Origin of the sequence: Microcystis sp. LE19-8.1F (assembly GCF_027531715.1) — a bacterium.
Classification (GTDB): Bacteria; Cyanobacteriota; Cyanobacteriia; order Cyanobacteriales; family Microcystaceae; genus Microcystis; species Microcystis wesenbergii_A.
In genome coordinates, this window is sequence record NZ_JAPZSO010000230.1 from 1 (window position 1) to 22,008 (window position 22,008).

Here is a 22,008-nt window from a genome sequence, read left to right on the forward strand (position 1 = left end):
AACCGCAATGTCTTGGAATTCATGACTGAGGCGATTCGCGCCTCTAGGAGGGGCAGTGCTTCTCCCTCTGTGCTGCCCCAGGAGAGTTCTTCCACTGAGTCAATGACACTGGCTGCTTGACATCCCCCCCTGAACGGTTACGAGAAATCTCTCCTCATCTTCCAATTTCTCACTGATTTCTGGCAGTTTTAGCAATAGTCCGGCGAATAACCAATAGTAAACAGAAACAGGCTCGACAGAGAGAGGATAATAGTAGGGGTTATAGCTAATAAAAAGTAGGAAAATCCAGATACAAAGACCCCAATGCTTTAAAGCAGGATTTTTTACTTTTAAATAGGCTTTAAAGGTTAGAATACAGAGAATTGTCACCAGTGCCATAAAAGCGATAAAACCGACGATACCGCCTTCGTAGAGGAGTTTAGCATAGTAGGTTTCAATTAGTCTTATCCCTTCTTCTCCCGCTACATGACGAGCGCCACTGGTGGCTTTGCCTAAACCAAAACCAAAAAGCTGTACATATTTGAATATCCACTGCATTTGATTGACTACAAAGTCAATTGGAGACGAATATAGCCAGCGAACGATAAAATTTAGCCCTCTTTCCCGAATAAAGGGAATTAACGTCACCGCAAGCAGGGAAAGCAGCCCCAAGATTCCCAATTTTAATGGTAACTTTCGTTTCTTTTTGCTAGTAGCAATAAAAAGAACCAAGTAAAACAAAGGTACTAGCAAGAAAGGTACTCTTTGTCCAGAAACCAGAGTCGCAAGGAAGACTAAAACCATTGCTACCCAACCAGCGATGCGCCATCTTTTTTGCGGATCACTAAAACTGGCTGCGTAACTGATGGTGCTACTAGATACTAAAAACCAAGCCCATTGCCAAGGATCAGAAAGTGTGCCGGGGAGACGAATTAAGCCTCGATCGGGATTATACAATACCGAACCCCCGACAAAACATTGAGCTCTCAGGCTGGCTTTTTCGCTAATATTCGGATAAGATTGGGTGTCTGATTTCGGGGCAATAACTTCCAGTTGATTGAGGGATTCACTATCGGGACAGATACCTTGTAGGAGTAAGAAGTATTGAATTAGAGCTAAAACGCAACAGATTAAGATCATCACGATTAAAAGCCGATTAACCTCGAACAAATCCCTTTTTTGCTCGATTAGATAGTAGCCACAGAGAACTAGGGGAATATAACTGAGGAGGGTTTTTAATCCCACAATTCCCACAGCAATTTCTCCTTGGGGCAGATTGACAAAAAGAAAAGTTATCAAGCTGCTGGCAAGTAAAATCAAAGCGGCGATGAGAAAAGGTTTGATTTGGGGGTATAATTGCTTAAAAGTTTTGGTTTTAATTAAAATTGCCGCTAAAGCACCGTAATAAAAGGCATCTTTGGCGATTTTGTAGAGAGCATAGGATGTATCTGCGTCAATTAGGTTGCCCTTTAGCTGAAAAACTCTCGCCACGGCCAAAGCGAAGGTACTATTCAGGGGAAGATAGATGATCAGGGCTAATAATCCCATACGGGGATAGATAAAAGAAGCGACCATGGCGGGAACTGCAAAAATCCCTAACAAGGCCGCTTTTTTGTCAAATACAATTCCTAAAACTAGACTAATTAGTATAGTGGCGATCGCTAATATAGTTAGTAACAGAAAGTTCCTCTCCTTCATATCGTGCAGCTTGAACAGGTTTAGCAGAAAGTGTACCAAATTTTGGACGAGATTCTCATTCTCAATGGCGGAGGCTGGGAGCTTTTCAGTGTTGCCAAAGGCACGGCGTAGCCGTCCAGTAAACAGTCATCAGTATCAGTGAGGTTCTTCGGTTTGTGTTAGGTAATAGACGGGGTTATAAGAGATGAAACCCTTATTTTGTCAATTGTTTTCGCTCTAGAGCGCACTAATCAATTAAGTCTCTTGCCAGATAAGGATTTAATCGATTTATGCCCCCCAATCGAACCGGACCTAGTAACGAAGAACCCATCTGATACTGATCAGAGTTTCCTTTTGCTTCTTAGCTCTTGCTATACTTATGTAAAATTTTATTGATCTCAATCTTGACCCCGTGGCCGAAAATCCTTCTTTTCAAGACCTTTATCAAGCTGGAATCAGTGCTTTTGAGCGTGGACAATATCGTCTTAGTATCCAGCAATTAAATGCGGCTTTAGCCTTAATTTCCCTAGGCTCCCGAGCAGGGGGTGAGATCCAAATTTGGTTAATTTCTGCCCATCAGGGGTTAGGAGAGGGGGAGAAAGCGAGTGAAATCTGTAGGCAACTGATTACCCATCCTATCTATCAAATTCGCGAACAGGCCAAGCGTTTACTTTATATTATCGAAGCTCCCCGTCTCAAACGCCCGGATGAGTGGATGACGAAGATTCCCGATTTAGATCAACTTCCCGATAGTACAGCACAATTTAAAAAGGGAACAAATAAACAGAAAAAAGAAGAATCCCCCCCACCCATGCAGTTAGAGCAGCATAAAAATACTGTTTTTAGCGGACTGGCGATCGCCGTTGTTCTATTGATGCTCTGGTTTTTTGCTAAAAATAGCTAAATTACTTGACAATAAGCTTCTAATATGCTAACGCAGTTAGCTATGGCTCCTAGATGGGCGATTTCATAACCGTGGGTGTTTTGGGTGGGAAAACCTAGGCAAGCGGCCTTAGCTATATGACCGAATTTCATGGCGATGGAGGCATCGCTACCAAACCCACTAATAATAGCTAATTGCAGGGGTATTCCCGCCTTTTCGGCTGCAATTCGTAATTCTTGATTTAATTCCTCATCATAGATACCGTAACCATCCTGAGACAATAAAACAGGACTGCTGCCATCCTTAATCGGATATTCAGGAGCGAGGGGACAGATTTCTAGGGCAATTAAAGCATCTAAGCGGTTATTTGCCGTAAAAAATAAGGCCCCTAAGGCTCCTACCTCCTCCTTAGCCGAGGCAACGAGATATATATCCACTGCGGGGTTAATTACTCTGGCCGCTAATTCTAAAAGAATCGCCACGGAAGCTTTATTATCGAGGGTATAACTGGCAATGTAGTCTTTTAGTCGAAAGGGTTGTTTTCGGTGTTTTCCCACCACGACTCGACTACCGACGCGCACCCCGCAAGCTTCTAATTCTTCCGGAGTCAATTTCGTCTCTATCCATGCGGATTCCCAGGTGACGGGAGTGTTTTCCTGCTGCACTTTTTGCGGGGATTCATGGGAAATATGACGGGAACCAAAGGAGAGAATCCCCGATCTGGTTTCCCTATCACCGATAATATCCACCACTCCCTCTCCGTAAATCCAAGGAAAAGCTCCCCCGAGTCGGCGAATTTGCAGAGTACCATCGGGATTAATTGCCTTGATAATAGCACCAATTTCGTCTTTATGACCAGTAATAGCAATTTTTTTAGTCGAATCCCGTCCTTTAATCTTTCCGATGACATTTCCCGCTTGATCTTGCCATGTTTCTAATCCTAACTCTTGAAAGCGTTCTAGTAAAAAGCGATCGATTTCCGTTTCCATTCCACTAGGAGAATGATGGAGGACAAGAGTGGCAATAGTATCAAAGAGGTGATCAAAATCCATATTTGTCTTGATTTGTGGGTCGAAAGAGAATTATTATCGAAACAGGAAATCGAGAAGGTTTTAGAGGAACAATATTGGCGCAGCCATGACTCTTGGGTGATTGCCAGTTAGCATTTAATGATTAATCAGAGGTGCAGAATTAGCCAGAAAACCCGCAACTTTCAGAGACTCTAGCACTGAATTGTCATCCTCTACCCAATAGTTTTGTCCTAAACGCACAAATTGACGCTGAGTTCCCGCACCGATGGTGGCAATAACGGGAACTTTTGCCTTTTGTTTGTCTCCCGATTGCAGAATACTTTTAAGAAGATTTTGACGATTTTGGTTGACGACATCTTGCAGGGATAAATTAACCATCACCATTTTAATGGTTTCGATCGGTTCCGCATCTTCGATAATTAATTGTACCCGATCATCTCGGCGATCAACTTTTCCCCACACCATTAAAGTTGCTTCTTCTACTAATAATTTTTGCAGACGTTCGTAGGTATCGGAAAAAACCACCGCTTCCGACTGTCCCGAGGCATCTTCTAGGGTTAAAAAGGCCATAGGATTCCCTTTTTTGTTCATAATTTTCTTAACGGCATTTAATAGGACAATCGCACTGACTTTTTTTCTGGTTTTGTGTTCTTCTAAGTCAGCTAAATTGATAGGAGATAGGACTTGAGCGGCTCTTTGTAAAGCTTTTAAAGGATGTTCGGAAACATAAAAACCCAAATGTTCTTTTTCCAGTTTTAACTTTTCCTGTAGGGAAAAATCTGCTACTGCCGTTGCACTGGGAGACTGTTCAAACTCGGACTCTTGTTTATTTTCTGTGCTACCCCCTAGCATATCAAAAATATTCATTTGACCACTTTCTTTCTCTTTGGTGCGTTTTTGCGCCCAAGCAACTACTAATTCTAAATCTTCAATTAATTGATGGCGATTCGGTTGAATTTTATCAAAAGCACCGCAATAAATTAGCGTTTCTAAAGCTCTTTTGTTGACTACTCGTAAATCAACACGCTCACAAAAATCACCTAAAGAAGTAAACTTTCCTCCCGCTGCTTCCCGCGCTTTTAAAATAGCCTCGATCGCATTTTCGCCCAGATTTCTAACTGCGGACAAACCGAAGAGAATTTTGCGTCCAATCGGGGTAAAATGTTTTTGCGATCGATTGATGTCGGGAGGTTCGACATCGATATTCATTTTCTGACAGTTTTCTCGGTACTTTTCCACCTTATCCTGATTATCGCTACTAGCAGTTAGTAACGCTGTCATATATTCCACAGGATAATTAGCTTTTAAATAAGCAGTTTGATAGGTGACGTAAGCATAAGCGGTAGAGTGAGATTTATTAAAACAATTGGAGGCAATTAACCCGTTGCCCAGCAAAAAATTATGATCTTTCTCCACACCAATATCGTAAACGGGTTGCCTTCCCAAAAATTGACGACTGATAATTTTAACCATATTATTAACCCAACTCTCCAGAGATTTTTGCAACGGTAGCCATAGGAAGATAAAGCATAGCCATCAGATGAGCATGAGGAAGAATTTTAATCACTTCAAAGTAATTGAGAATGCCTTCAGTCATTGACAGTTTTGCCCCTTTGAGAGCCAGTTTCAGATTGTCGATAATATAATATCATCGGGTAATTTTGAGAGTTTGGCAAGGGTTCTTTTTTTGACTTGATTTCCTTCTCGGTAGCAATCTAGTCGAAGAACGGCGGTGGGGGGAACTTTTTCTATATACATGACTACCATTTTAGCCAATAGAGAGAATTCTTGTCTATTAATAAATATTACAATCAACATGGTTACATTCAGAAAAATCAATGGCTGTATCCATTGATGAATAAAGGTTTTAGCTTATTGTAGTATGTATATACGAAAAAAGTTCAGGTATATTTTTTAGAAATTCCACAGCACAGGATTATCATCCAAGCAATCAGTCACCTGTTGACCAATATTATCAATTAATTTTAGGTCTTCTGGGGTTAAATTAATTGTCATTGCTTGAGCATTATTAACTGCTTGAGCGGCATTTCTTACCCCAGCAATTGCATTAGTTTGAGGTTGCTTAATTAACCAAGCAAGAGATAATTGAGCTAGGGAACAATTATAGCGGTTAGCAATCGGTTCTAATTGAGTTAAAGCCGCTTGTACCCTCTGAAAGTTTTCGCCATGAAAGAGTTTATTTTTAATTCTATGATCCTCGGCTGCCAACTGATAACCGTTTCTAAATTTTCCTGTTAATAAACCTTGGGCAAGGGGAGAATAGGCCAAAATAGAAATATTATTCTCTAGACAATAGGGCATAATTTCCTTTTCTACCGAGCGCCAAAACAGAGAATAGGGAGGTTGAATACTCTCAATTCTGCCGTATTGACTGGCTTCTTCCAGTTGAGAGCGGGAGAAATTGGAAACCCCTATAGTGCGAATTTTTCCCTGGGCTTTCAGATAATTAAGAGCGGCCATAGTTTCAGAAATAGGCACTATTTCCGTGTTCCATGAGCCACTGGGCCAATGAATTTGATAAAGATCTATATAATCGGTTTGGAGGTTTTTTAAAGAGCGATGACAAGCGGCGATAACTTCCTCGTATTTGAGGTGATTAGCAAAAACTTTGGTGGCATAAACTACCTGTTCTCGCACATCGGCCAAAGCTTGAGCGACAATGGATTCCGAGTGACCTTCCCCGTAGATTTCGGCTGTATCTACAGTGGTAATTCCTGCCTCAAAAGCGGCACGAATGGCTTTAATACTTTCTCCATCTTCAATACCTGCCCACATCTTTTTTCCTGCTTGCCAAGTACCCACGAGAAGGGGAGTAATTTCTATATTAGTCTGACCGAGATAGCGTTTTTGCATAACAGTTTTTTTGATGGGTGAGGTATGATCGGGGTTTCAGTCGGGTTTAGGGCGGAAAATCCCAGTAGAAGAGGACTAAGGTGACAAGAATAAAAACTTTTACCAGTAGAGGTGTAAAGAACAAACTTAATAAGCCACAAAAAATACCTAATAAGCGGGTACTGAGGCTAATTATTTCGCCGTGAACATCATAGCTAATCGAGAGGGAGATTAGGGCTAAAGTAAGGAGAAAAATCATAGTTTTCTTTCCTGAGTCTATCGAGCAGAAAAGCCGTGACCGCTCACGACTTTTTGCCGTTTCTATATCTATTATTAGCTCGATTACTTAGCTCATGACATCGGGTTAAAGTGAACTTTTTTAACGGAAAAGATTAAAAAATCCGTTGAAAAAGCCTGTCAAACCAGTAAAGGGACTTAAAACCGTGCCGAGGGTGTCGGTAGCAGAGGCCAGACCACTGCGATGAACCACAACCACATCATTATTGCGGAGAATCGGGTTAGTTTTCTCGTTGATACCCTGGGAAAAATCGATGTTAATTGAGGTTTTGGTGACAGTCCCGTTAGGATTGAGACGAATTAATTCCACTGTGGACTGATTGGCGCGACGCTTATCAAAGTCTCCTGCGGTTAAAATTGCCTGATTGAGAGGGGTATTGGGAGGAACTTCAATTATCCCCGGTTTTTTCACCTCACCGACCACTTTCACGTTAATAGTTTTAGGGGCAAAACTAGCCGATGCTAGGGTTTCCGATTCTTTGGCCGAGATTTCAGTCGCGGTGGGGATAATCACCGTATCACCTTCTTGAAGAAAGATATCGCCGGTCATATCACCTTTATCGAGCAAACTCCAGAGATCTACCGGGATTTTCTGCTGGGAACCGTCACGGGTGTAACGCAGCACTTGCACCTGTCGGATATCGGCCAGAGGTTTGATGCCTCCCGCTTGTTGGATAGCTTGGGTTAGTCGGGCCGGTTGTCGTCGAATTCCGCGATTATTCTCTGTGGTGACGGTGTTAACTTGATTGGGGACAATACGATGGGAGCCAGGACGATAAACTTCTCCCACCACAGTAACATTAATTTCTCGATCGCTATCTAGTCCAAAATTGGCATCGGCTAATTGATTGACTTCGCCGACGCTAAGGGTCGTTTTAGTGGGAATAACGATGCTATCGCCATCTCTGAGGCTAATATCCTGGGTTGTATCGCCTTTTTGGATTAATTGCCAGAGATTGGCTTGAATTAGCTGTTCTTGTCCCTTGAGGTTGCGTCGGATTTGAACTTGACCGATATCGGCCACCGTAGTCACTCCCCCCGCTTGCCGGATTATTTCGGTCAATAGGGGCGTTTTTTGGCTTTGTTCGGGGTTAATTGTATAGGTACCCGGGCGATTGACTTCCCCCGCGATGGCGATTTGCAGGGGCCGGGGGGTGAGAATGCTAACAGTAACCACGGGACGCTTGAGATAGGTGGTGTAACGTTTAGCCAGGGTTTGGCCGGCTTCGGTGACGGTCATTCCCTCCACTTTGACGCTACCAATCAGAGGTAAAGTTAGGGTTCCATCGGCTAAAACAAGGAAATCGCCGCTTAAATCCGCCACTTGGTAAACGGTGACGCGCACTTTATCCCCTTCTCCCAAGGTGTACTCTTTGCTTTCTGCGGGGATAGGGGCAATCGCTTCTTTAGGGGGTGCGGGACTACTAGGAGGAGTGGCTTGGACTGGGCGGGCTTCTAAGGAAGTTAGGGGGGCAATAGTGCCGATAATTAACAGATAACGTAGTGATTGGCTGATTAAATCCTGTAATTGGCTGCTATTTAACATTATTAATAGGATTAATTTTATCGTTGACATTGGCGATCAGTGTAGCACAAATAGTCGATCGCCTATGGAAACCCCCTGTAGCATCGCATCTATCGAGAGTTACCGCTAACTGTAAGATAGTTTTAACGATTGCCTGTATGTAAAGGGGTATATTAATTTTATGACAGCTACTAGCACAATTCCCGATTTTTGTCAAGGGATAAAATATTTTGGGGCTTCCTTACCGGAATTTGATAAATATGCAGGAAAAGCCGCTATCGCTGAGGGAAAAACCGCTATTATTGCCGCTAATGACCCGAATGCTATCTATCAAACCCTCCTAGCCGCCGATGCTTTGCGTTACCTCACCCTACAAATCACCGCTACCAAAGAATCGGGACACCCCGGCGGTTTTGCCAGCGCCGCCGACGTGATTGCCTCTTTGATGATGTTAGGCCAGAAAAATATTTTCACCGAAGTGGGCCATCATGCCCCCGGTTTTTATAGTAACGTCTTTCTCGATCGCTCTCTGGAAGCCATGGGCATCAGCAACGTCAGCGAATTGGGAGAACGTTTTCGGGAAAAACACGGACTTTTAGGGCATCTTTCTGGACAAATCCCCGGACTGCTCGGGCCGGCCGGTCCTTTGGGCCAAGGCCAACATTTTGCCATGGCGGCGGCCAAATTACACCCTAATACTCTTTTCCCTGTGACTATCGGGGATGGTGGTTTAGGAGAACCCTACATTATGAGTAGTTTTGGTCATTTTCACACTGCTTATCCAGAAATTACCAATTTTCTGCCGATTTTAGTTTGGAATGGCTATTCCCAAGAACACCATAGCATGGTGTCCCTGAAAACTAACGCCGAAATGGAAGCCTATTGGCGCGGTAATGGTTTCGAGGAAGTGATTCTCATTAATGCCAAAGACTTCGATGATGCTAATCAAAATGGGGAATATGTAGATAGCACCAAATTCTCTTTTAACCAGCGTCTGGAGTTCATGAAAGCGGTGTTAATGGCCACGGATAAAGCCGCCCAATTAGCCCTAGGTGGTAAACTAACGGTGATCATTATTAAACAACTTAAAGGGGCGGGAGTTCACAAACGGGGAGCGGCTTCCCATAATCTTTACCCCGGGGATTCTTTAGAAAAAGATTATATCGTTAGTGCCTTGCAGGAACGCGCTTTACCCCCTGAAGCTTGGGCAATTGTTCGTACTAATTTCGAGCGCTCTGGAGGCGGTCCGGCAGTGGAAACAGTGGTAACGGAAAAAGTCTTCCCTCTGCCGGATTTAGGAACCTTACCGATGACCGAATATACTGTGGGTGGCGATAAAAAAGTGGCCACCACTGCCATGGGGGAATTAGTGGTAGCTGTGGGTAAAGCTGACCCCAATTTTGTCGTCACAAATGCTGATGGTAATGCCGCTTCGGGAATTAATAATATTAACGTCGGGTTAAAGATTATTCACCCCACCACCGATGATGCCTATTTCCAAGCACCTAACGGTCAAGTTTATGAGCCTTTAAGCGAGGATGCCTGTGCTGGATTAGCCGTCGGTTTATCTCTCTTGGGAGGGCGGACTTTATGGTGTTCCTACGAGTCTTTTGCTATCAATGGTTTACCGATTTGGCAGACTGTAACCCAAGCGATGGCGGAGTTACGTCGTCCCACCCCTTCTACTATTACTTTATTCACCGCCGGAGCCTTAGAGCAAGGGCGTAATGGTTGGACACACCAACGCCCAGAGATTGAAAATTATTTCGCCGCTATGATGCGAAATGGTAATATTTTTCCTCTCTTTCCCTGCGATGCTAACAGCATTCAAGTCTGTTATCAATGGGCTTTAGGAACCAGCAATAAAGGCATTACAATCACTGCTAGTAAATCGCCTTTACCGGTGCGAACCACCTTTGAGCAAACCCGTCAAGCTTTGGAAAAAGGCGGCGTAATTCTCCAGGAATCGGAAGGCAGCAAAAAAGTCGTTTTTGCCGTCATTGGTGATATGACTTTATTACCCGTCTTTGAGTCTGCCCAACAGTTAGAAGCGGCGGGAATCGGGGTAAAAATTGTCTCGGTAATTAATCCCCGTCGTCTCTACCGTCCTAGCGATGTGATGAGTGAAACTAGCTCAGAAGCTGATAATAATTTCCTTGATGATGCTGGTTTTGACAGTCTCTTTGCTGGTGATGCTTTAATCGGAGTAACTGGTGGTACAAGCGCCATGTTAGAACCGATTATGTTACGCAGTAATACCCGTCGGGATGTCTTCGCTTGGAAACGGGGAGAAACCACCGCCAGTGCCGGGGAAATTATGGCCTATAATGGCTTAACTGCCAATGCTTTAACTACCCGTGCTACCCAGTTATTAGGCTAAGTTCCCAGTTAGTTTTTTTGATTATTCCCTACTTTCTTTGATTGGAAAGTAGGGATTTTTTTCTCAGGTCACTTTTACCAACGAGGTAAACTTTTAATAATTTTCCATAGGCGAGGATATTGGAGAGATAGATAGCGCTTAATATGGGATTTTAAACTAACTAAATCCTGCGATTCTTTCAGTTCTCTATCTTGATAAAAACGAATTAAATCATCCCGTCTTTTCAGTAAAATTTTAATTTGTTGGTAATCTTCCGAGCTTAAAACTTGATGGGGTTGAATATTTTCTGGCAGCGGGCGCGGGATGTAAAAAGTTGTATGAGATGGTGATAATTCTTCGATAGGACGTTCTTTGGTATAGAGATAGATAGAAAGAGATTTCCGGGATAAATGCCGTTGATTTTCTGGTAAATTAATCTGAGAAAATCCATGCCATGAATGTTCATTGGTTTCAAAAATAAGACAACGATTAAAGATAGGTACAAAAGATTTAATCCTATTTTCTTCTGGTTGACGAGGATTGGAATGTAACTCTAGATTCCCCCCCCAATCTGCTTGCCATTGGGGATTTAAATAGATTAATAAATTCAAGCGGCGATGATACCAGTGACGCTCATCGAGGTTAAAATCAATGTGAGGGTCTAATTCTTGACCCTGTAAATTTTCGTGGGTTCCACCCCCATAAAAACTAGGGTCTGTAATTAAATTATCGATACCGGTTAATTGGGAAATTAACTCTAAAAACTCTTGAGATTGAACGTAGCGGCCAAACTGTTGGTAAACACCCCCTAAACCGATTAAATCCTCATTAACTGCCTTGCCGCCAACTTTTCCTAACTCACTAATGGCTTTTTGCGGATTAAAACTGGGAAAATTTTCCAGCAAAATTTGCGCTTGCTCCCCAACTAAAAAATTATCGATGACCAAATGCTTAAACGGTTGCGCTGTCTCAAAATCTTGACGATAGACAGAAGATTTCTCATAAACAAGGGGATTAATAAACATTAGACAGCTTTTTTGTTGGTATGATAAATTGTAGCAATCAAACTAGCAAAATAAAGATTAACTCTCCTATTGACCTCATCGCCTATGGACTGGTGGCACAAACTCAAAGATAATCCTCTCGCCCGTTGGGGAGCAGTTTTACTGTTAATCTTCTATTTAAGCGTAATGGCGGCGGATTTTGTCGCTCCCTACTCTCCCTACTCCTCCCAACCCGGTCAGTCTCTCCTACCCCCCACCCAAATCTTTTGGCGCTCGCAGTCGGGAAGTAACAAGGGTGAGTGGATTGGCCCCCACGTCTATCCCACCACTCAAAGTGCTATTAATATAGAAACTGGTGAGCGGAAGCTAATGAGAGATTTTAACAACCCCTTGCCGCTACGTCTCTTGGTTAAGGGTGAAACCTATAATTTCGGTCAAATTCGCCTACCTTTACCGCCAAAATGGGAGGAAGTAACTTTATTCCCCGGTATCCCTTTTGATCTCCATCTGTTCGGGGTCATCGGCGATGGTAGAATCAATATATTGGGAACCGACGAATCGGGACGCGATAGTTTTAGTCGCTTGATTTTCGGGGGCAGAATTAGTTTATTTATCGGTTTGGTCGGGATTTTAATTTCTTTCCCTATCGGTTTATTTGTCGGTGGCGTTTCTGGCTATTTTGGTGGTTGGTTAGATGGGATTTTAATGCGTTTTGTGGAAGTTTTAATGACTATCCCCGGCATATATTTACTCGTGGCCCTAGCGGCCGTTTTACCCGCAGGATTAACCAGTACCCAGCGCTTTTTATTAATCGTCCTGATTACTTCTTTTATCAGTTGGTCGGGATTAGCGCGGGTAATTCGCGGTCAAGTTTTATCCCTGAAAGAACAGGAATTTATTCAGGCCGCCAAAGCTATGGGAGCAAAACCCCTTTATATTATTCTGCGTCATGTGCTGCCCCAAACTGCCAGTTATATCATTATTTCTGCTACGTTAGCGGTGCCGGGGTTTATCGTGGCCGAATCGGTTTTAAGTTTAATTGGTTTGGGAATTCAACAGCCGGATCCTAGTTGGGGAAATATGCTTTCTCTGGCTACCAATGCCTCAATTATTGTTCTACAACCCTGGTTAATTTGGCCGCCTGCTTTGTTAATTATTCTCACCGTTTTAGCTTTTAATTTACTCGGTGATGGTTTACGCGATGCTCTAGATCCTCGCAATTTAGAGAGATAATTTAGTTATTTTAGCCATTATAAGTTATCAGCTATTAGTTATCGTTTATCAGATGTGAGTTATAACTTCACTGATTACCGTTTACTGTTCACTGATAACTGAAAAGTCTTACCACTTCCCCACTTCCCATTATGAATAGAATCAGTAAAACTTTTAATAATTTCGCCGATAGTTTGGTGATTTATAGTCAAAGATACGGAAAAATAAGCTGGGTAATATTTTTAATTATCTTTGCTTGTATCATGACGATAACCTTTAATTATCCGGCACAATCCACCAATCAACCCCAAGAAAAACCCGAAATTCGTGGAGTTTGGTTAACTAATATCGATAGTGAGGTATTATTTAAACCGCAAACCCTAAAAGATGCCCTTGATAGGTTGGCTGATTTAAACTTTAACACTATTTATCCCACGGTCTGGAATTGGGGTTATACACTCTATCCTTCTAAGGTAGCAGCAAAAGTCACAGGACGAGCGATCGATCCCCATAAGTCTTTAAAAAATCGCGACTTTTTAGAGGAAATAATTAGCCAAGGTCATCGGAAAAAATTAAGAATTATTCCCTGGTTTGAATTTGGTTTTATGGCTCCTGCGGATTCAGAATTAGCCAAACGACATCCCGATTGGTTAACCCAAAGACAGGATAAAAGTGTGATTTGGTGGGAAGGAAAAGTGCATCAACGTGTGTGGTTAAATCCCTTACATCCGCAAGTACAAAACTTTATTACCGATTTAGTCAGCGAGATTATTACTAACTACGATATAGAAGGAATTCAGTTTGATGACCATTTTGGTTATCCCGCCGATTTTGGCTATGATGAAACCACGATTAAGCTCTATCAAAGGGAACATTCTGGACAATTACCACCGCAAGATTACCAAGATAAAGCATGGATTCAATGGCGGGCCGATAAAATTACTGACTATATGAATAGTTTAGCCCAGACGATTAAAAAGCAGCAACCTAGAGCGATTATTTCCCTATCTCCTAATCCCTACACTTTCTCCCTAGAATCCTATCTTTTAGATTGGCAAAAATGGCAAGAAAAAAACTTGATTGATGAATTAATAGTGCAAGTGTATCGAACTGATATGAACGCCTTTGACTGGGAATTATCCCAACCAGAATTACAGCAAGCTAGAGAATCTATCCCCGTGGCTATTGGGATTTTATCTGGTTTAAAAGGTCGTCCGATTCCGATGGTTAATATTACTCAACAAGTGGAAAAATCGAGACAACAAAATTTTGGCGTTTCTTTCTTTTTCTACGAAACTTTATGGAATATGAGCAATGAATCTCCTTCCTATCGACGCAGGATTTTTCGAGAAATACTCCAGTCTGCTAATCCTCGCTAAAATTAGGGAAAATTGCTGACTTTCAGCTAAATTATTGCCCTAACCAGGCTATAGTTTCTTAAGTTTATCTTTAAATTAAGAAAAAGCAGCAGGGAGAAACTAGAATCGCTAGAATGAAAGAAGACTCTCTTTTATCACTTTATCCATGCTGATCAGACATAACCGAAGCTCGATCGCTAAACCTATTTTACTGTTTCTCGGCTGCCTTGTGATCGGGCAGTTGGGGGTATTAGTGGTAGCCAATAGCCTCTGGTTTACCGAGATGGGTTATTTAAACACTTTCCTGAAACAATTATCTTGGCAACTAGGATTAGGTTGGGGAAGTGCGATTCTTTCTCTACTCTTTATTTTTACTAATTTACGTTTAGCCCAGCGTTTTCGTTGGCAAAAAGCCAAGGAAGATAGTTATCCTCTTAGTCCTCAATCTCCTAGTATTAATTTACTCAGTCTTTTGATTATCGCAACGGGAATTGGAGCTTGGATCGGGTCAATGTTATTGTATTACAGTAAACTAGCCCTCAGTCTCTGGACACCAGATTTTAATCTTCCTAACCTTAGTTCTTCCATAAGTTCTCCTCTGGAAATAGTTTGGATTAGGCAAGTATTAACCGATATTTCCAGTAATCTTTGGCAAGGGTTAATTATCGCTTTTTTAGTTCTGGGATTATTAATTAAAACCGATTATTTTTTGCGAATAATATCCCTAGTGTTCACCCTACTGCTATCTTTTATTATTGCTGGGCAGTGGGCGAATTTTTTAAAATATTTTTATGGTGTTCCTTTCAATATTAACGATCCTCAATACGGGAATGATTTAGGTTTTTACATCTTTCAATTACCCCTGTGGCAGTTACTAGAATTATGGCTTAGTGGTGTGGGAATATATACTCTTTTCGCCGTCAGTTTAACCTATCTTTTTTCGGCCGATAGTCTTTCTCTGGGAACATTTCCGGGGTTTTCCCGTCCGCAACTGCGTCATTTGTACGCCCTGTGGAGTGGGTTAATGGGGCTGCTAGTATTACACCATATTATTCAGCGTTACCTGCTACTTTATTCTCCCGAAGGAGTAGTTTATGGTGCGGGTTATATCGATGTTCATGTTGGTCAATTTATTGAAATTATTCTGGGAATTATTGCAGCAATAACCTCTATATGGTTAGGAGAAAAATCATTATTTGGCAAAAAAGACCGTCGCAAGTTATACAAAACCGCCAAGAAAAAGTTGGTATTTTCCCCCTACTTAGTTCCTGTATTTCTCTATTTAATTGTTTGGATAAGTGGCACAATTATCAGTGGAGTATTACAAAGAATAATCGTACAACCGAATGAATTAGTGAGAGAAAGACCCTATATTGAAAGAAGTATTCAATCCACAAGAGCGGCTTTTTCCTTAGATAGAATTGATGCCCAAATTTTCGATCCACAGGCCGAATTAAATGCCGAAGTTTTAGAGAGAAATCATCTAACTATCGATAATATTCGTCTTTGGGATACCAAACCACTGCTAGAAACTAACCGACAGTTACAGCAAATTCGCTTATATTATAAATTCCCCGATGCTGATATTGATCGCTATCGGGTACGAGTGGGAGTGCCTGAAAAAATCGAGGAACGTCAAATATCTGAAAAACAACAGACCATTATTGCCGCTAGAGAATTAGATTATAGTGCGGTTCCCACTTCTGCTAACACTTGGGTGAATAAACATCTCGTTTATACCCACGGTTATGGGTTCACTCTTTCCCCGGTTAATTTAGTGGCTGCCGGGGGTTTACCCTACTATTTTGTCAAAGATATCGGCACAAATAAAGACGAAGGGGCCCTACAAACCTCTAGCGAATTAATTGATTATAGTATTCCCATTGGTAAACCCCGCATTTACTACGGGGAATTAACTAATAATTATGTGATGACTCCCACCACCGTAGAAGAATTGGATTTTCCCAGCGGGGATGGAAATGTCTATAATACCTACGATGGAAAGGGAGGAATCCTAGTGGGTACGGGGTGGAGACGTTGGCTATTTGCCCTTTATCTGCGGGATTGGCAAATGTTATTTAGCCAAGATTTTACTCCCGAAACTCGGCTATTAATGCGTCGTGATATCCAAAATCGCGTGCAAACTATCGCACCTTTTTTAAATTATGATCGCAACCCCTATTTAGTAGCGGCAGATGTGGGCGATAGTAGTAGTAAATTACATTGGATTATTGATGCTTATACTATTAGCGATCGCTATCCCTATTCTGACCCAGGAAAAGATAAATTTAACTATATTCGCAATTCGGTCAAAGTGGTAGTGGATGCCTATCATGGAACGGTGAATTTCTATGTTGCCGATGAAAATGATCCAATTATTCAGACGTGGCGTAAAATCTTTCCTCATCTCTTTAAATCTTTAGCAGAAATGCCGAAAACTCTCCGCAGTCATATACGTTATCCCGAAGATTTATTTAGTACCCAAGCGGAAAGATTATTAACCTATCACATGACCGATCCACAAGTATTTTATAATCGGGAGGATCAATGGGAAATTCCCCTAGAAATTTACGGCACGGAACCCCAGGCTGTATCACCCTATTATTTAATCATGAAACTGCCCGATGCCGACAAAGAAGAATTTATTCTCCTCCATCCCTATACTCCCTCTAGTCGGCAAAATTTAATCGCTTGGTTAGCGGCGCGTTCAGACGATAGAGAGTATGGTAAGTTATTACTCTATCAATTTCCTAAACAAAGGTTAGTGTACGGACCGAATCAAATTGAGGCTTTAATTAACCAAGATCCAGATATTTCTCAACAGATTTCCCTTTGGAATCGGGACGGTTCTAAAGTTTTGCAAGGACACCTATTAATTATTCCCATTGAACAATCTCTGCTTTATGTAGAACCTTTGTATCTAGTGGCAGACCAAAATAGTGTCCCGACAATCGCTAGAGTAACAGTTGCTTATCAAAATAAAATTGTCATGGAACCAACCTTGAAGGAAGCTTTAGAAAAGCTATTCTCAGGTGATCAGAGCTAAGTAGCTGGTTATAATTAAATTAAAAATGGATTTTAGGTTCGATCCCCCCTGCCTCCCTTGATAAGGTAGGGTTGATTCATGAATCAACCCTACCCTTGATAAGGGGGGTGTCTGATAATTTTTAAAGCCTACCTACTTAAATTGCCGCTAATTTGTGGCCAATTAGCAAGAAAGCTGATGCTGGTTCCAGAACAATCCTCAATATCCCCAAATTCGCCCAGAAAATTGCCTGCTCTGGTTAATCAGCCAATTTTAAAATCCAGTATCATCAAAGGATTGAGTTATGCTTTTAATTGGAAAAGTGGGCAATTAATTCTGTGCGAGATGAATTAATTATTAAAGGGGTAAACTCCTCCACTGGTAATAATAAAATGCGATCAATGATTACGGACAAATCTGGGTCTAAACTACCAAAACGAGCTTTCAATAAATTTTCTATCACCAGACGTTCTCCCTGTTGAAGACCTTGTTGAAGACCCTGTTGAAGACCCTGTTGAAGACCCTGTTGAAGACCCTGTTGAAGACCCTGTTGAAGACCCTGTTGAAGACCCTGTTGAAGACCCTGTTGAAGACCTTGTTGAAGACCCTGTTGAAGACCCTGTTGAAGACCTTGTTGACGGCCAGCATCCAGTTCTTCCTGAAGACGGGAAGTGTATAAAGGTGATAATCTCATAATTAACTCTCTGTCCTCCTCTTCAAGCTCTTGATCGTTAGTTAAAGAAGTTCTCAAGTTTAATAATAATTCTAGAGCATTTACCCGAAAAGGATGATCCTCTGGTAACGATTCTAGCTCATCGATCGCCCTTGCTTGTACTTTTCCCCGGCCTAAAATTCTTAACCAGAGAGTTGCTTCTGTTGGGGGTAATTGATGGATAACGGTGATTGCCGTGCGTAAAGAGGGAGCTAAAAAATAGATACCTTCCCCCCAATTCTCCTCATCTAATTTAGCTCCGAATCCTCCTAACAGTTGCGAGGAAGCGGTGGGAGTCAAAATCCAGAGACGGGGGATTTCCCCATCGTTAACATTCGTTTTCTGACGATTTGCTTGACGATTAATTTCTCCTTCCACTTGCAACAATTTTAACAGACAAGTTCTAATTTCTGTAGCGGTGACAGGATTGCGAAAGGGTTCAAATAAACAGGGATTAATCGCCATTTTTCCCAGTAATCCCAGCAGTTCTCTCGGATTATTATCGAGCATCTGGGGTGAAAACCAGACATCGATTTCTCGTACTTCTCCGCGTACAACCCGTGCCGATTTTACTTCTCCCAGAGAAGATAATAATTCTTCGAGATAATCTTTAGCAAACTGGTCATGAATAAATCTAGTCATAGGTTTATCTAAGATGATTTAATAACTTATCTCGCAATTGCTTAATCCGATCGCGATATTTAGCCGCTGACTCGAATTCTAGATTTTTAGCCGCTTCTTTCATTTGCGCTTCTAGTTGTTGAATTAACTCGGGAATTTGTTCTAAAGAAAGCTCTTCTATATTCTCACAAACCTGCTCTAATTGTTGAGAATTTAGGCGACGGGAAATATCCAGAAAAGCCAAAATTGAATTACTCGACCTTTTAACAATCGGTTGCGGAATAATCCCATGTTTCTGGTTATATTCCTCTTGAATAGCTCGCCGTCTCTTGGTTTCTTCGATCGCATTAATCATACTATCAGTGAGATTATCTCCGTAAAGAATTGCCTGACCGCGAATATGACGAGCGGCCCGGCCGATAGTTTGAATTAAAGAGCGGGTAGCCCTTAAAAATCCTTCCTTATCTGCGTCTAAAATCGCCACTAGAGACACTTCCGGCAGGTCTAACCCCTCGCGAAGCAAATTCACCCCGATCAGCACGTCAAAGACCCCTTCTCGCAGGTCTTGAATAATTTCAATCCGTTGAATTGATTGAATTTCCGAATGTAGATATCTAACTTTAATTTCCCTTTCTTGCAAGTATTCGGTTAAATCTTCCGCCATGCGTTTAGTTAAAGTGGTAATCAAAACCCGTTCATTTAACCGCACTCGCTCCTTAATTTCCCCTAATAAATCATCCACTTGTCCCTCAGTTGGTCGCACAAAAATCTCCGGGTCTAAAACTCCCGTCGGTCGGATAATTTGTTCAACAATGCGATTTTCTGACTGTTCTAATTCCCAATCTCCCGGAGTGGCCGAAACAAAAATACATTGATTAACTTTCTGCCAAAATTCTTCTGACTTCAAAGGACGATTATCCGCAGCACTGGGTAAACGAAAACCGTGATCGATCAAAACTTTTTTTCGTGATTGATCGCCATTATACATCCCGCGAATCTGCGGCACACTGACATGGGATTCATCCACAACTAATAACCAATCTTGAGGAAAATAATCCACCAAACATTCCGGGGGTTCCCCCGCTAATCTACCCGCTAAATGCCGCGAATAATTTTCCACGCCATTACAATAACCCACTTCCTGCAACATTTCTAAATCATAACGAGTCCGCTGATCCAACCGTTGCGCTTCCAGTAATTTGCCCGCTTTTTCCAACTCCAATAAACGGTTATCTAACTCGGTTTTAATATCCCGACAGGCCACCTCTAAACGTTCCTCTGGGGTAACAAAGTGACGGGCCGGATAAATACTAATTCGCTCTAATTTTTGCAAAACTTCCCCCGTCAGGGGATCGAGATAACGAATACTTTCAATCTCATCGCCAAAAAAATCAATTTTAATAACCCGATCCTCGTAAGCGGGAACAATTTCCAAAATATCGCCCTTCAGACGAAAACGGCCGCGAGTTAACTCTAAATCATTGCGATTGTACTGCACTGACACCAAGGCCCGTAATAATTGCCTTTGGTCGAACTCTTGACCAACTGTTAAGGAAATCGCCGCTTTTAGGTATTCCGCCGGCATTCCCAAACCATAAATACAACTAATGGAAGCGACGACGATCACATCCCTGCGTTCAAACAGCGATCGCGTGGCCGAATGGCGCAGCATATCGATCTCATCATTAATCGAAGAACTCTTTTCGATGTAGGTATCGCTGACAGGAATATAAGCCTCCGGCTGATAGTAGTCGTAATAGCTGATAAAGTATTCCACGGCGTTATTGGGGAAAAATTGCCGCAATTCGTTGCATAATTGGGCGGCCAGGGTCTTATTATGGGCCAGGACGAGGGTAGGCCTGCCAATTTTCTCGATGACGGCGGCAATGGTGAAGGTTTTGCCGGTGCCTGTTGCCCCTAAGAGGGTTTGGAAACGATGCTGGTTTTGCAGGGAATCTACCAATTTATTGATCGCTGCCGGTTGATCCCCAGTGGGTTGAAAGGGTGCTTGTAGTTGAAAAGCGGTCATTAGCGGCTAGGTGTAGAGAACAGGCAAAATAAATTATCAATCAAATTACCAACACTTATAGGGTTTTGGGAAAGAAAGATGTATCTTAATATTAGAGAGGATTTTAAAAAAAGATTAAAAGTCTTCGAGAATACCCTAAACTTAAATCTTATCGTTTCCCCGAAGCTATTAACGGAAAGGAGTATCAGGTTATGACGGTGGAAAATCTAGAAACGAACGGGACCCAAACCCCAGCAACCACAGAAGAAAAGACCAGCAGCTCACGCGGTAAAGCTACTACGGCTAAAACCGCCAAAGATAAAGAAGTGGTCGCCCTTTCGGTGAAAAACAACGCTGAATCGGCTTCCAAAGCCTTAAAATTCTATCAACCTGAACATCGCTTACCCGAAAATCGTCCTGTTGGTACTAGCCATCTTCACTTCACGGAAGATGAAATGTTACCCGGGAGCCGTCCCGTGGAAGTTAGCCATCTGAAAATTGTTAGTACCTATTCTTCCGTCGGTGGATTGCGTCCTGTCGGCTCTAGCGGTATGGAAGTCAGTAGCACTCTAGCGATTTCTGGCAATCGTCCGATCGCTCTCAGTCATCTGCACATTAGCGAAACTTATACAGTCATGGGTAATCGTCCCGTTGCTTCCAATGAAATCGATGATCCCGAAACTTTAATGGGATTTTTGGATTAATTGTTTTGTTGATCAAGATAGATTTTTTCCCTGTCCCGGACGGGGAATTTATTTTTTTCCCTTTACTTAAGCACGATATTGAGCAATTAGTTGGTATTTTCCCGGTTTTAATTGCAGAGTAAATAAGCCGTCCTGAGAGATTCCCTGACTGCTAATCATTCCCTTGGGATTAGTTTCAAAGTGCCAGCGACTAAAATAAGTGATTCCCAGATCAACCTGAGTATCTGAGACGATTTGGCAATCCCAAATACGATTATATGAAGAAGCTTTGACCATAGCTAATTGACCGTTACCATTGCGAACATAATGGTCTTGATAACCTTGAGCAGGAGAAACGGTATTACCTTGAAATTTCCAGAAAGGGGTTTTCTCACTCAGGGCAGCCGGAAGATAATCTACTACATCTGGGACAATTAAGAGACCGGCCGCTAGATTAAATCCTTTACCTCCGACTTTAATTGGTTCTACTGGTAAAAAATTAGCCGCTGCTGTTCTTTGGGATTGATAAGATGGCTGTTTAATCCTGGCGGTAATCAAGTTATTGAGTTGTTCTTTGGCCAGGGAATCTTGGTAAACAGGAGTTAGGACACTTGATAATAAAAAGTAATGGGGAATAGACCTGAGAGGGGGACAAGCGAGCTAGAAGGTAGATAGGGCAAGCGATATCGCTCTTTGTCCTTTGATGTAATCCTTCAACCGATAGCGGCTAATTTGCATTAGCTCTTCTATATTTTTTGGGAACATTTGATGTAGCTGGAGC

The 22,008-nt window shown here is 42.1% G+C and carries 17 protein-coding genes and 1 pseudogene; 7 read left to right on the forward strand and 11 right to left on the reverse strand.

Annotation, left to right across the window (positions count from 1 at the left end):
- Nucleotides 1-99: 99 nt before the first annotated feature.
- The gene (locus O9334_RS20900) at nt 100-1,677 is read right to left on the reverse strand and encodes a hypothetical protein (RefSeq protein WP_288002279.1); all 1,578 of its coding nucleotides are present in this window, start codon (nt 1,675-1,677) and stop codon (nt 100-102) included.
- 165 nt (nt 1,678-1,842) lie between these two features.
- On the opposite strand from O9334_RS20900, the gene O9334_RS20905 reads away from it, so the two are divergent.
- Together O9334_RS20905 and O9334_RS20910 are read left to right on the forward strand one after the other, a co-directional pair.
- Nucleotides 1,843-2,052, forward strand: coding sequence for a hypothetical protein (locus O9334_RS20905; RefSeq protein ID WP_288002300.1), 210 nt, complete (start codon nt 1,843-1,845; stop codon nt 2,050-2,052).
- 16 nt (nt 2,053-2,068) lie between these two features.
- Nucleotides 2,069-2,560: a hypothetical protein gene (locus tag O9334_RS20910; protein ID WP_190381889.1), complete on the forward strand. Its 492-nt coding sequence runs from the start codon at nt 2,069-2,071 to the stop codon at nt 2,558-2,560.
- Here O9334_RS20910 and O9334_RS20915 read toward each other — a convergent pair.
- From O9334_RS20915 to O9334_RS20940, 6 genes and pseudogenes are all read right to left on the reverse strand, one after another.
- Nucleotides 2,557-3,591, reverse strand: coding sequence for a M42 family metallopeptidase (locus tag O9334_RS20915; protein ID WP_288002282.1), 1,035 nt, complete (start codon nt 3,589-3,591; stop codon nt 2,557-2,559). The two genes, O9334_RS20910 and O9334_RS20915, sit on opposite strands and share 4 nt — an antisense overlap.
- 114 nt (nt 3,592-3,705) lie before the next feature.
- Nucleotides 3,706-5,043 (reverse strand): helix-hairpin-helix domain-containing protein, encoded by a 1,338-nt coding sequence (locus O9334_RS20920; protein ID WP_288002285.1) that lies wholly within the window; start codon nt 5,041-5,043, stop codon nt 3,706-3,708.
- Nucleotides 5,044-5,095: 52 nt separating this feature from the next.
- A pseudogene (locus O9334_RS22965) lies at nt 5,096-5,328 on the reverse strand (IS1634 family transposase); the annotation flags it as partial.
- A gap of 156 nt (nt 5,329-5,484) precedes the next feature.
- Nucleotides 5,485-6,444: an aldo/keto reductase gene (locus O9334_RS20930; protein ID WP_190381465.1), complete on the reverse strand. Its 960-nt coding sequence runs from the start codon at nt 6,442-6,444 to the stop codon at nt 5,485-5,487.
- Between the two features lie 46 nt (nt 6,445-6,490).
- On the reverse strand, nt 6,491-6,682 hold the full coding sequence (locus O9334_RS20935; RefSeq protein ID WP_045361025.1) for a hypothetical protein: 192 nt from the start codon (nt 6,680-6,682) through the stop codon (nt 6,491-6,493).
- Between the two features lie 120 nt (nt 6,683-6,802).
- A complete protein-coding gene (locus tag O9334_RS20940; protein WP_045361027.1) occupies nt 6,803-8,296 on the reverse strand; it encodes an SLBB domain-containing protein in 1,494 nt (497 codons plus the stop codon).
- 130 nt (nt 8,297-8,426) lie between these two features.
- Between O9334_RS20940 and O9334_RS20945 the strand changes: the two genes are divergently transcribed.
- Nucleotides 8,427-10,625, forward strand: a complete 2,199-nt coding sequence (locus O9334_RS20945) for a phosphoketolase family protein (RefSeq protein WP_288002289.1) — start codon at nt 8,427-8,429, stop codon at nt 10,623-10,625.
- Nucleotides 10,626-10,699: 74 nt separating this feature from the next.
- Here O9334_RS20945 and O9334_RS20950 read toward each other — a convergent pair whose 3' ends face one another.
- Complete coding sequence (locus tag O9334_RS20950; RefSeq protein WP_288002290.1) at nt 10,700-11,629, reverse strand: 2OG-Fe(II) oxygenase; 930 nt, start codon at nt 11,627-11,629, stop codon at nt 10,700-10,702.
- Between the two features lie 84 nt (nt 11,630-11,713).
- Here O9334_RS20950 and O9334_RS20955 point away from each other — a divergent pair, with 84 nt between their 5' ends.
- The 3 genes from O9334_RS20955 to O9334_RS20965 all read left to right on the forward strand — a co-directional run bounded on the left by O9334_RS20955 (nt 11,714) and on the right by O9334_RS20965 (nt 17,224).
- Nucleotides 11,714-12,841, forward strand: a complete 1,128-nt coding sequence (locus O9334_RS20955; RefSeq protein ID WP_190381512.1) for an ABC transporter permease — start codon at nt 11,714-11,716, stop codon at nt 12,839-12,841.
- Between the two features lie 131 nt (nt 12,842-12,972).
- Complete coding sequence (locus O9334_RS20960; RefSeq protein ID WP_288002292.1) at nt 12,973-14,199, forward strand: glycoside hydrolase family 10-like protein; 1,227 nt, start codon at nt 12,973-12,975, stop codon at nt 14,197-14,199.
- Between the two features lie 145 nt (nt 14,200-14,344).
- Nucleotides 14,345-17,224, forward strand: coding sequence for a UPF0182 family protein (locus O9334_RS20965; RefSeq protein WP_288002293.1), 2,880 nt, complete (start codon nt 14,345-14,347; stop codon nt 17,222-17,224).
- A gap of 289 nt (nt 17,225-17,513) precedes the next feature.
- Here the strand turns inward: O9334_RS20965 and O9334_RS20970 are convergent, their stop codons facing one another.
- Together O9334_RS20970 and uvrB are read right to left on the reverse strand one after the other, a co-directional pair.
- Nucleotides 17,514-18,557, reverse strand: coding sequence for a flagellar assembly protein H (locus O9334_RS20970; RefSeq protein ID WP_288002295.1), 1,044 nt, complete (start codon nt 18,555-18,557; stop codon nt 17,514-17,516).
- A gap of 4 nt (nt 18,558-18,561) precedes the next feature.
- A complete protein-coding gene (gene uvrB / locus O9334_RS20975) occupies nt 18,562-20,565 on the reverse strand; it encodes an excinuclease ABC subunit UvrB (RefSeq protein WP_190381500.1) in 2,004 nt (667 codons plus the stop codon).
- A 191-nt stretch (nt 20,566-20,756) separates the two neighbouring features.
- Between uvrB and O9334_RS20980 the strand changes: the two genes are divergently transcribed.
- Nucleotides 20,757-21,248, forward strand: coding sequence for a hypothetical protein (locus O9334_RS20980; protein ID WP_045361041.1), 492 nt, complete (start codon nt 20,757-20,759; stop codon nt 21,246-21,248).
- A gap of 66 nt (nt 21,249-21,314) precedes the next feature.
- Here O9334_RS20980 and O9334_RS20985 read toward each other — a convergent pair whose 3' ends face one another.
- A complete protein-coding gene (locus tag O9334_RS20985) occupies nt 21,315-21,785 on the reverse strand; it encodes a hypothetical protein (RefSeq protein WP_288002298.1) in 471 nt (156 codons plus the stop codon).
- Nucleotides 21,786-22,008 lie beyond the last annotated feature (223 nt).

Coding starts and splice junctions, on each gene's coding strand:
- O9334_RS20920 (WP_288002285.1), bottom strand. CDS start 5,043: ATGGTTAAAATTATCAGTCGTCAATTTTTGGGAAGGCAACCCGTTTAC.
- O9334_RS20950 (WP_288002290.1), bottom strand. CDS start 11,629: ATGTTTATTAATCCCCTTGTTTATGAGAAATCTTCTGTCTATCGTCAA.
- O9334_RS20980 (WP_045361041.1), top strand. CDS start 20,757: ATGACGGTGGAAAATCTAGAAACGAACGGGACCCAAACCCCAGCAACC.
- uvrB (WP_190381500.1), bottom strand. CDS start 20,565: ATGACCGCTTTTCAACTACAAGCACCCTTTCAACCCACTGGGGATCAA.
- O9334_RS20915 (WP_288002282.1), bottom strand. CDS start 3,591: ATGGATTTTGATCACCTCTTTGATACTATTGCCACTCTTGTCCTCCAT.
- O9334_RS20970 (WP_288002295.1), bottom strand. CDS start 18,557: ATGACTAGATTTATTCATGACCAGTTTGCTAAAGATTATCTCGAAGAA.
- O9334_RS20900 (WP_288002279.1), bottom strand. CDS start 1,677: ATGAAGGAGAGGAACTTTCTGTTACTAACTATATTAGCGATCGCCACT.
- O9334_RS20955 (WP_190381512.1), top strand. CDS start 11,714: ATGGACTGGTGGCACAAACTCAAAGATAATCCTCTCGCCCGTTGGGGA.
- O9334_RS20935 (WP_045361025.1), bottom strand. CDS start 6,682: ATGATTTTTCTCCTTACTTTAGCCCTAATCTCCCTCTCGATTAGCTAT.
- O9334_RS20945 (WP_288002289.1), top strand. CDS start 8,427: ATGACAGCTACTAGCACAATTCCCGATTTTTGTCAAGGGATAAAATAT.
- O9334_RS20960 (WP_288002292.1), top strand. CDS start 12,973: ATGAATAGAATCAGTAAAACTTTTAATAATTTCGCCGATAGTTTGGTG.
- O9334_RS20965 (WP_288002293.1), top strand. CDS start 14,345: ATGCTGATCAGACATAACCGAAGCTCGATCGCTAAACCTATTTTACTG.
- O9334_RS20930 (WP_190381465.1), bottom strand. CDS start 6,444: ATGCAAAAACGCTATCTCGGTCAGACTAATATAGAAATTACTCCCCTT.
- O9334_RS20940 (WP_045361027.1), bottom strand. CDS start 8,296: ATGTCAACGATAAAATTAATCCTATTAATAATGTTAAATAGCAGCCAA.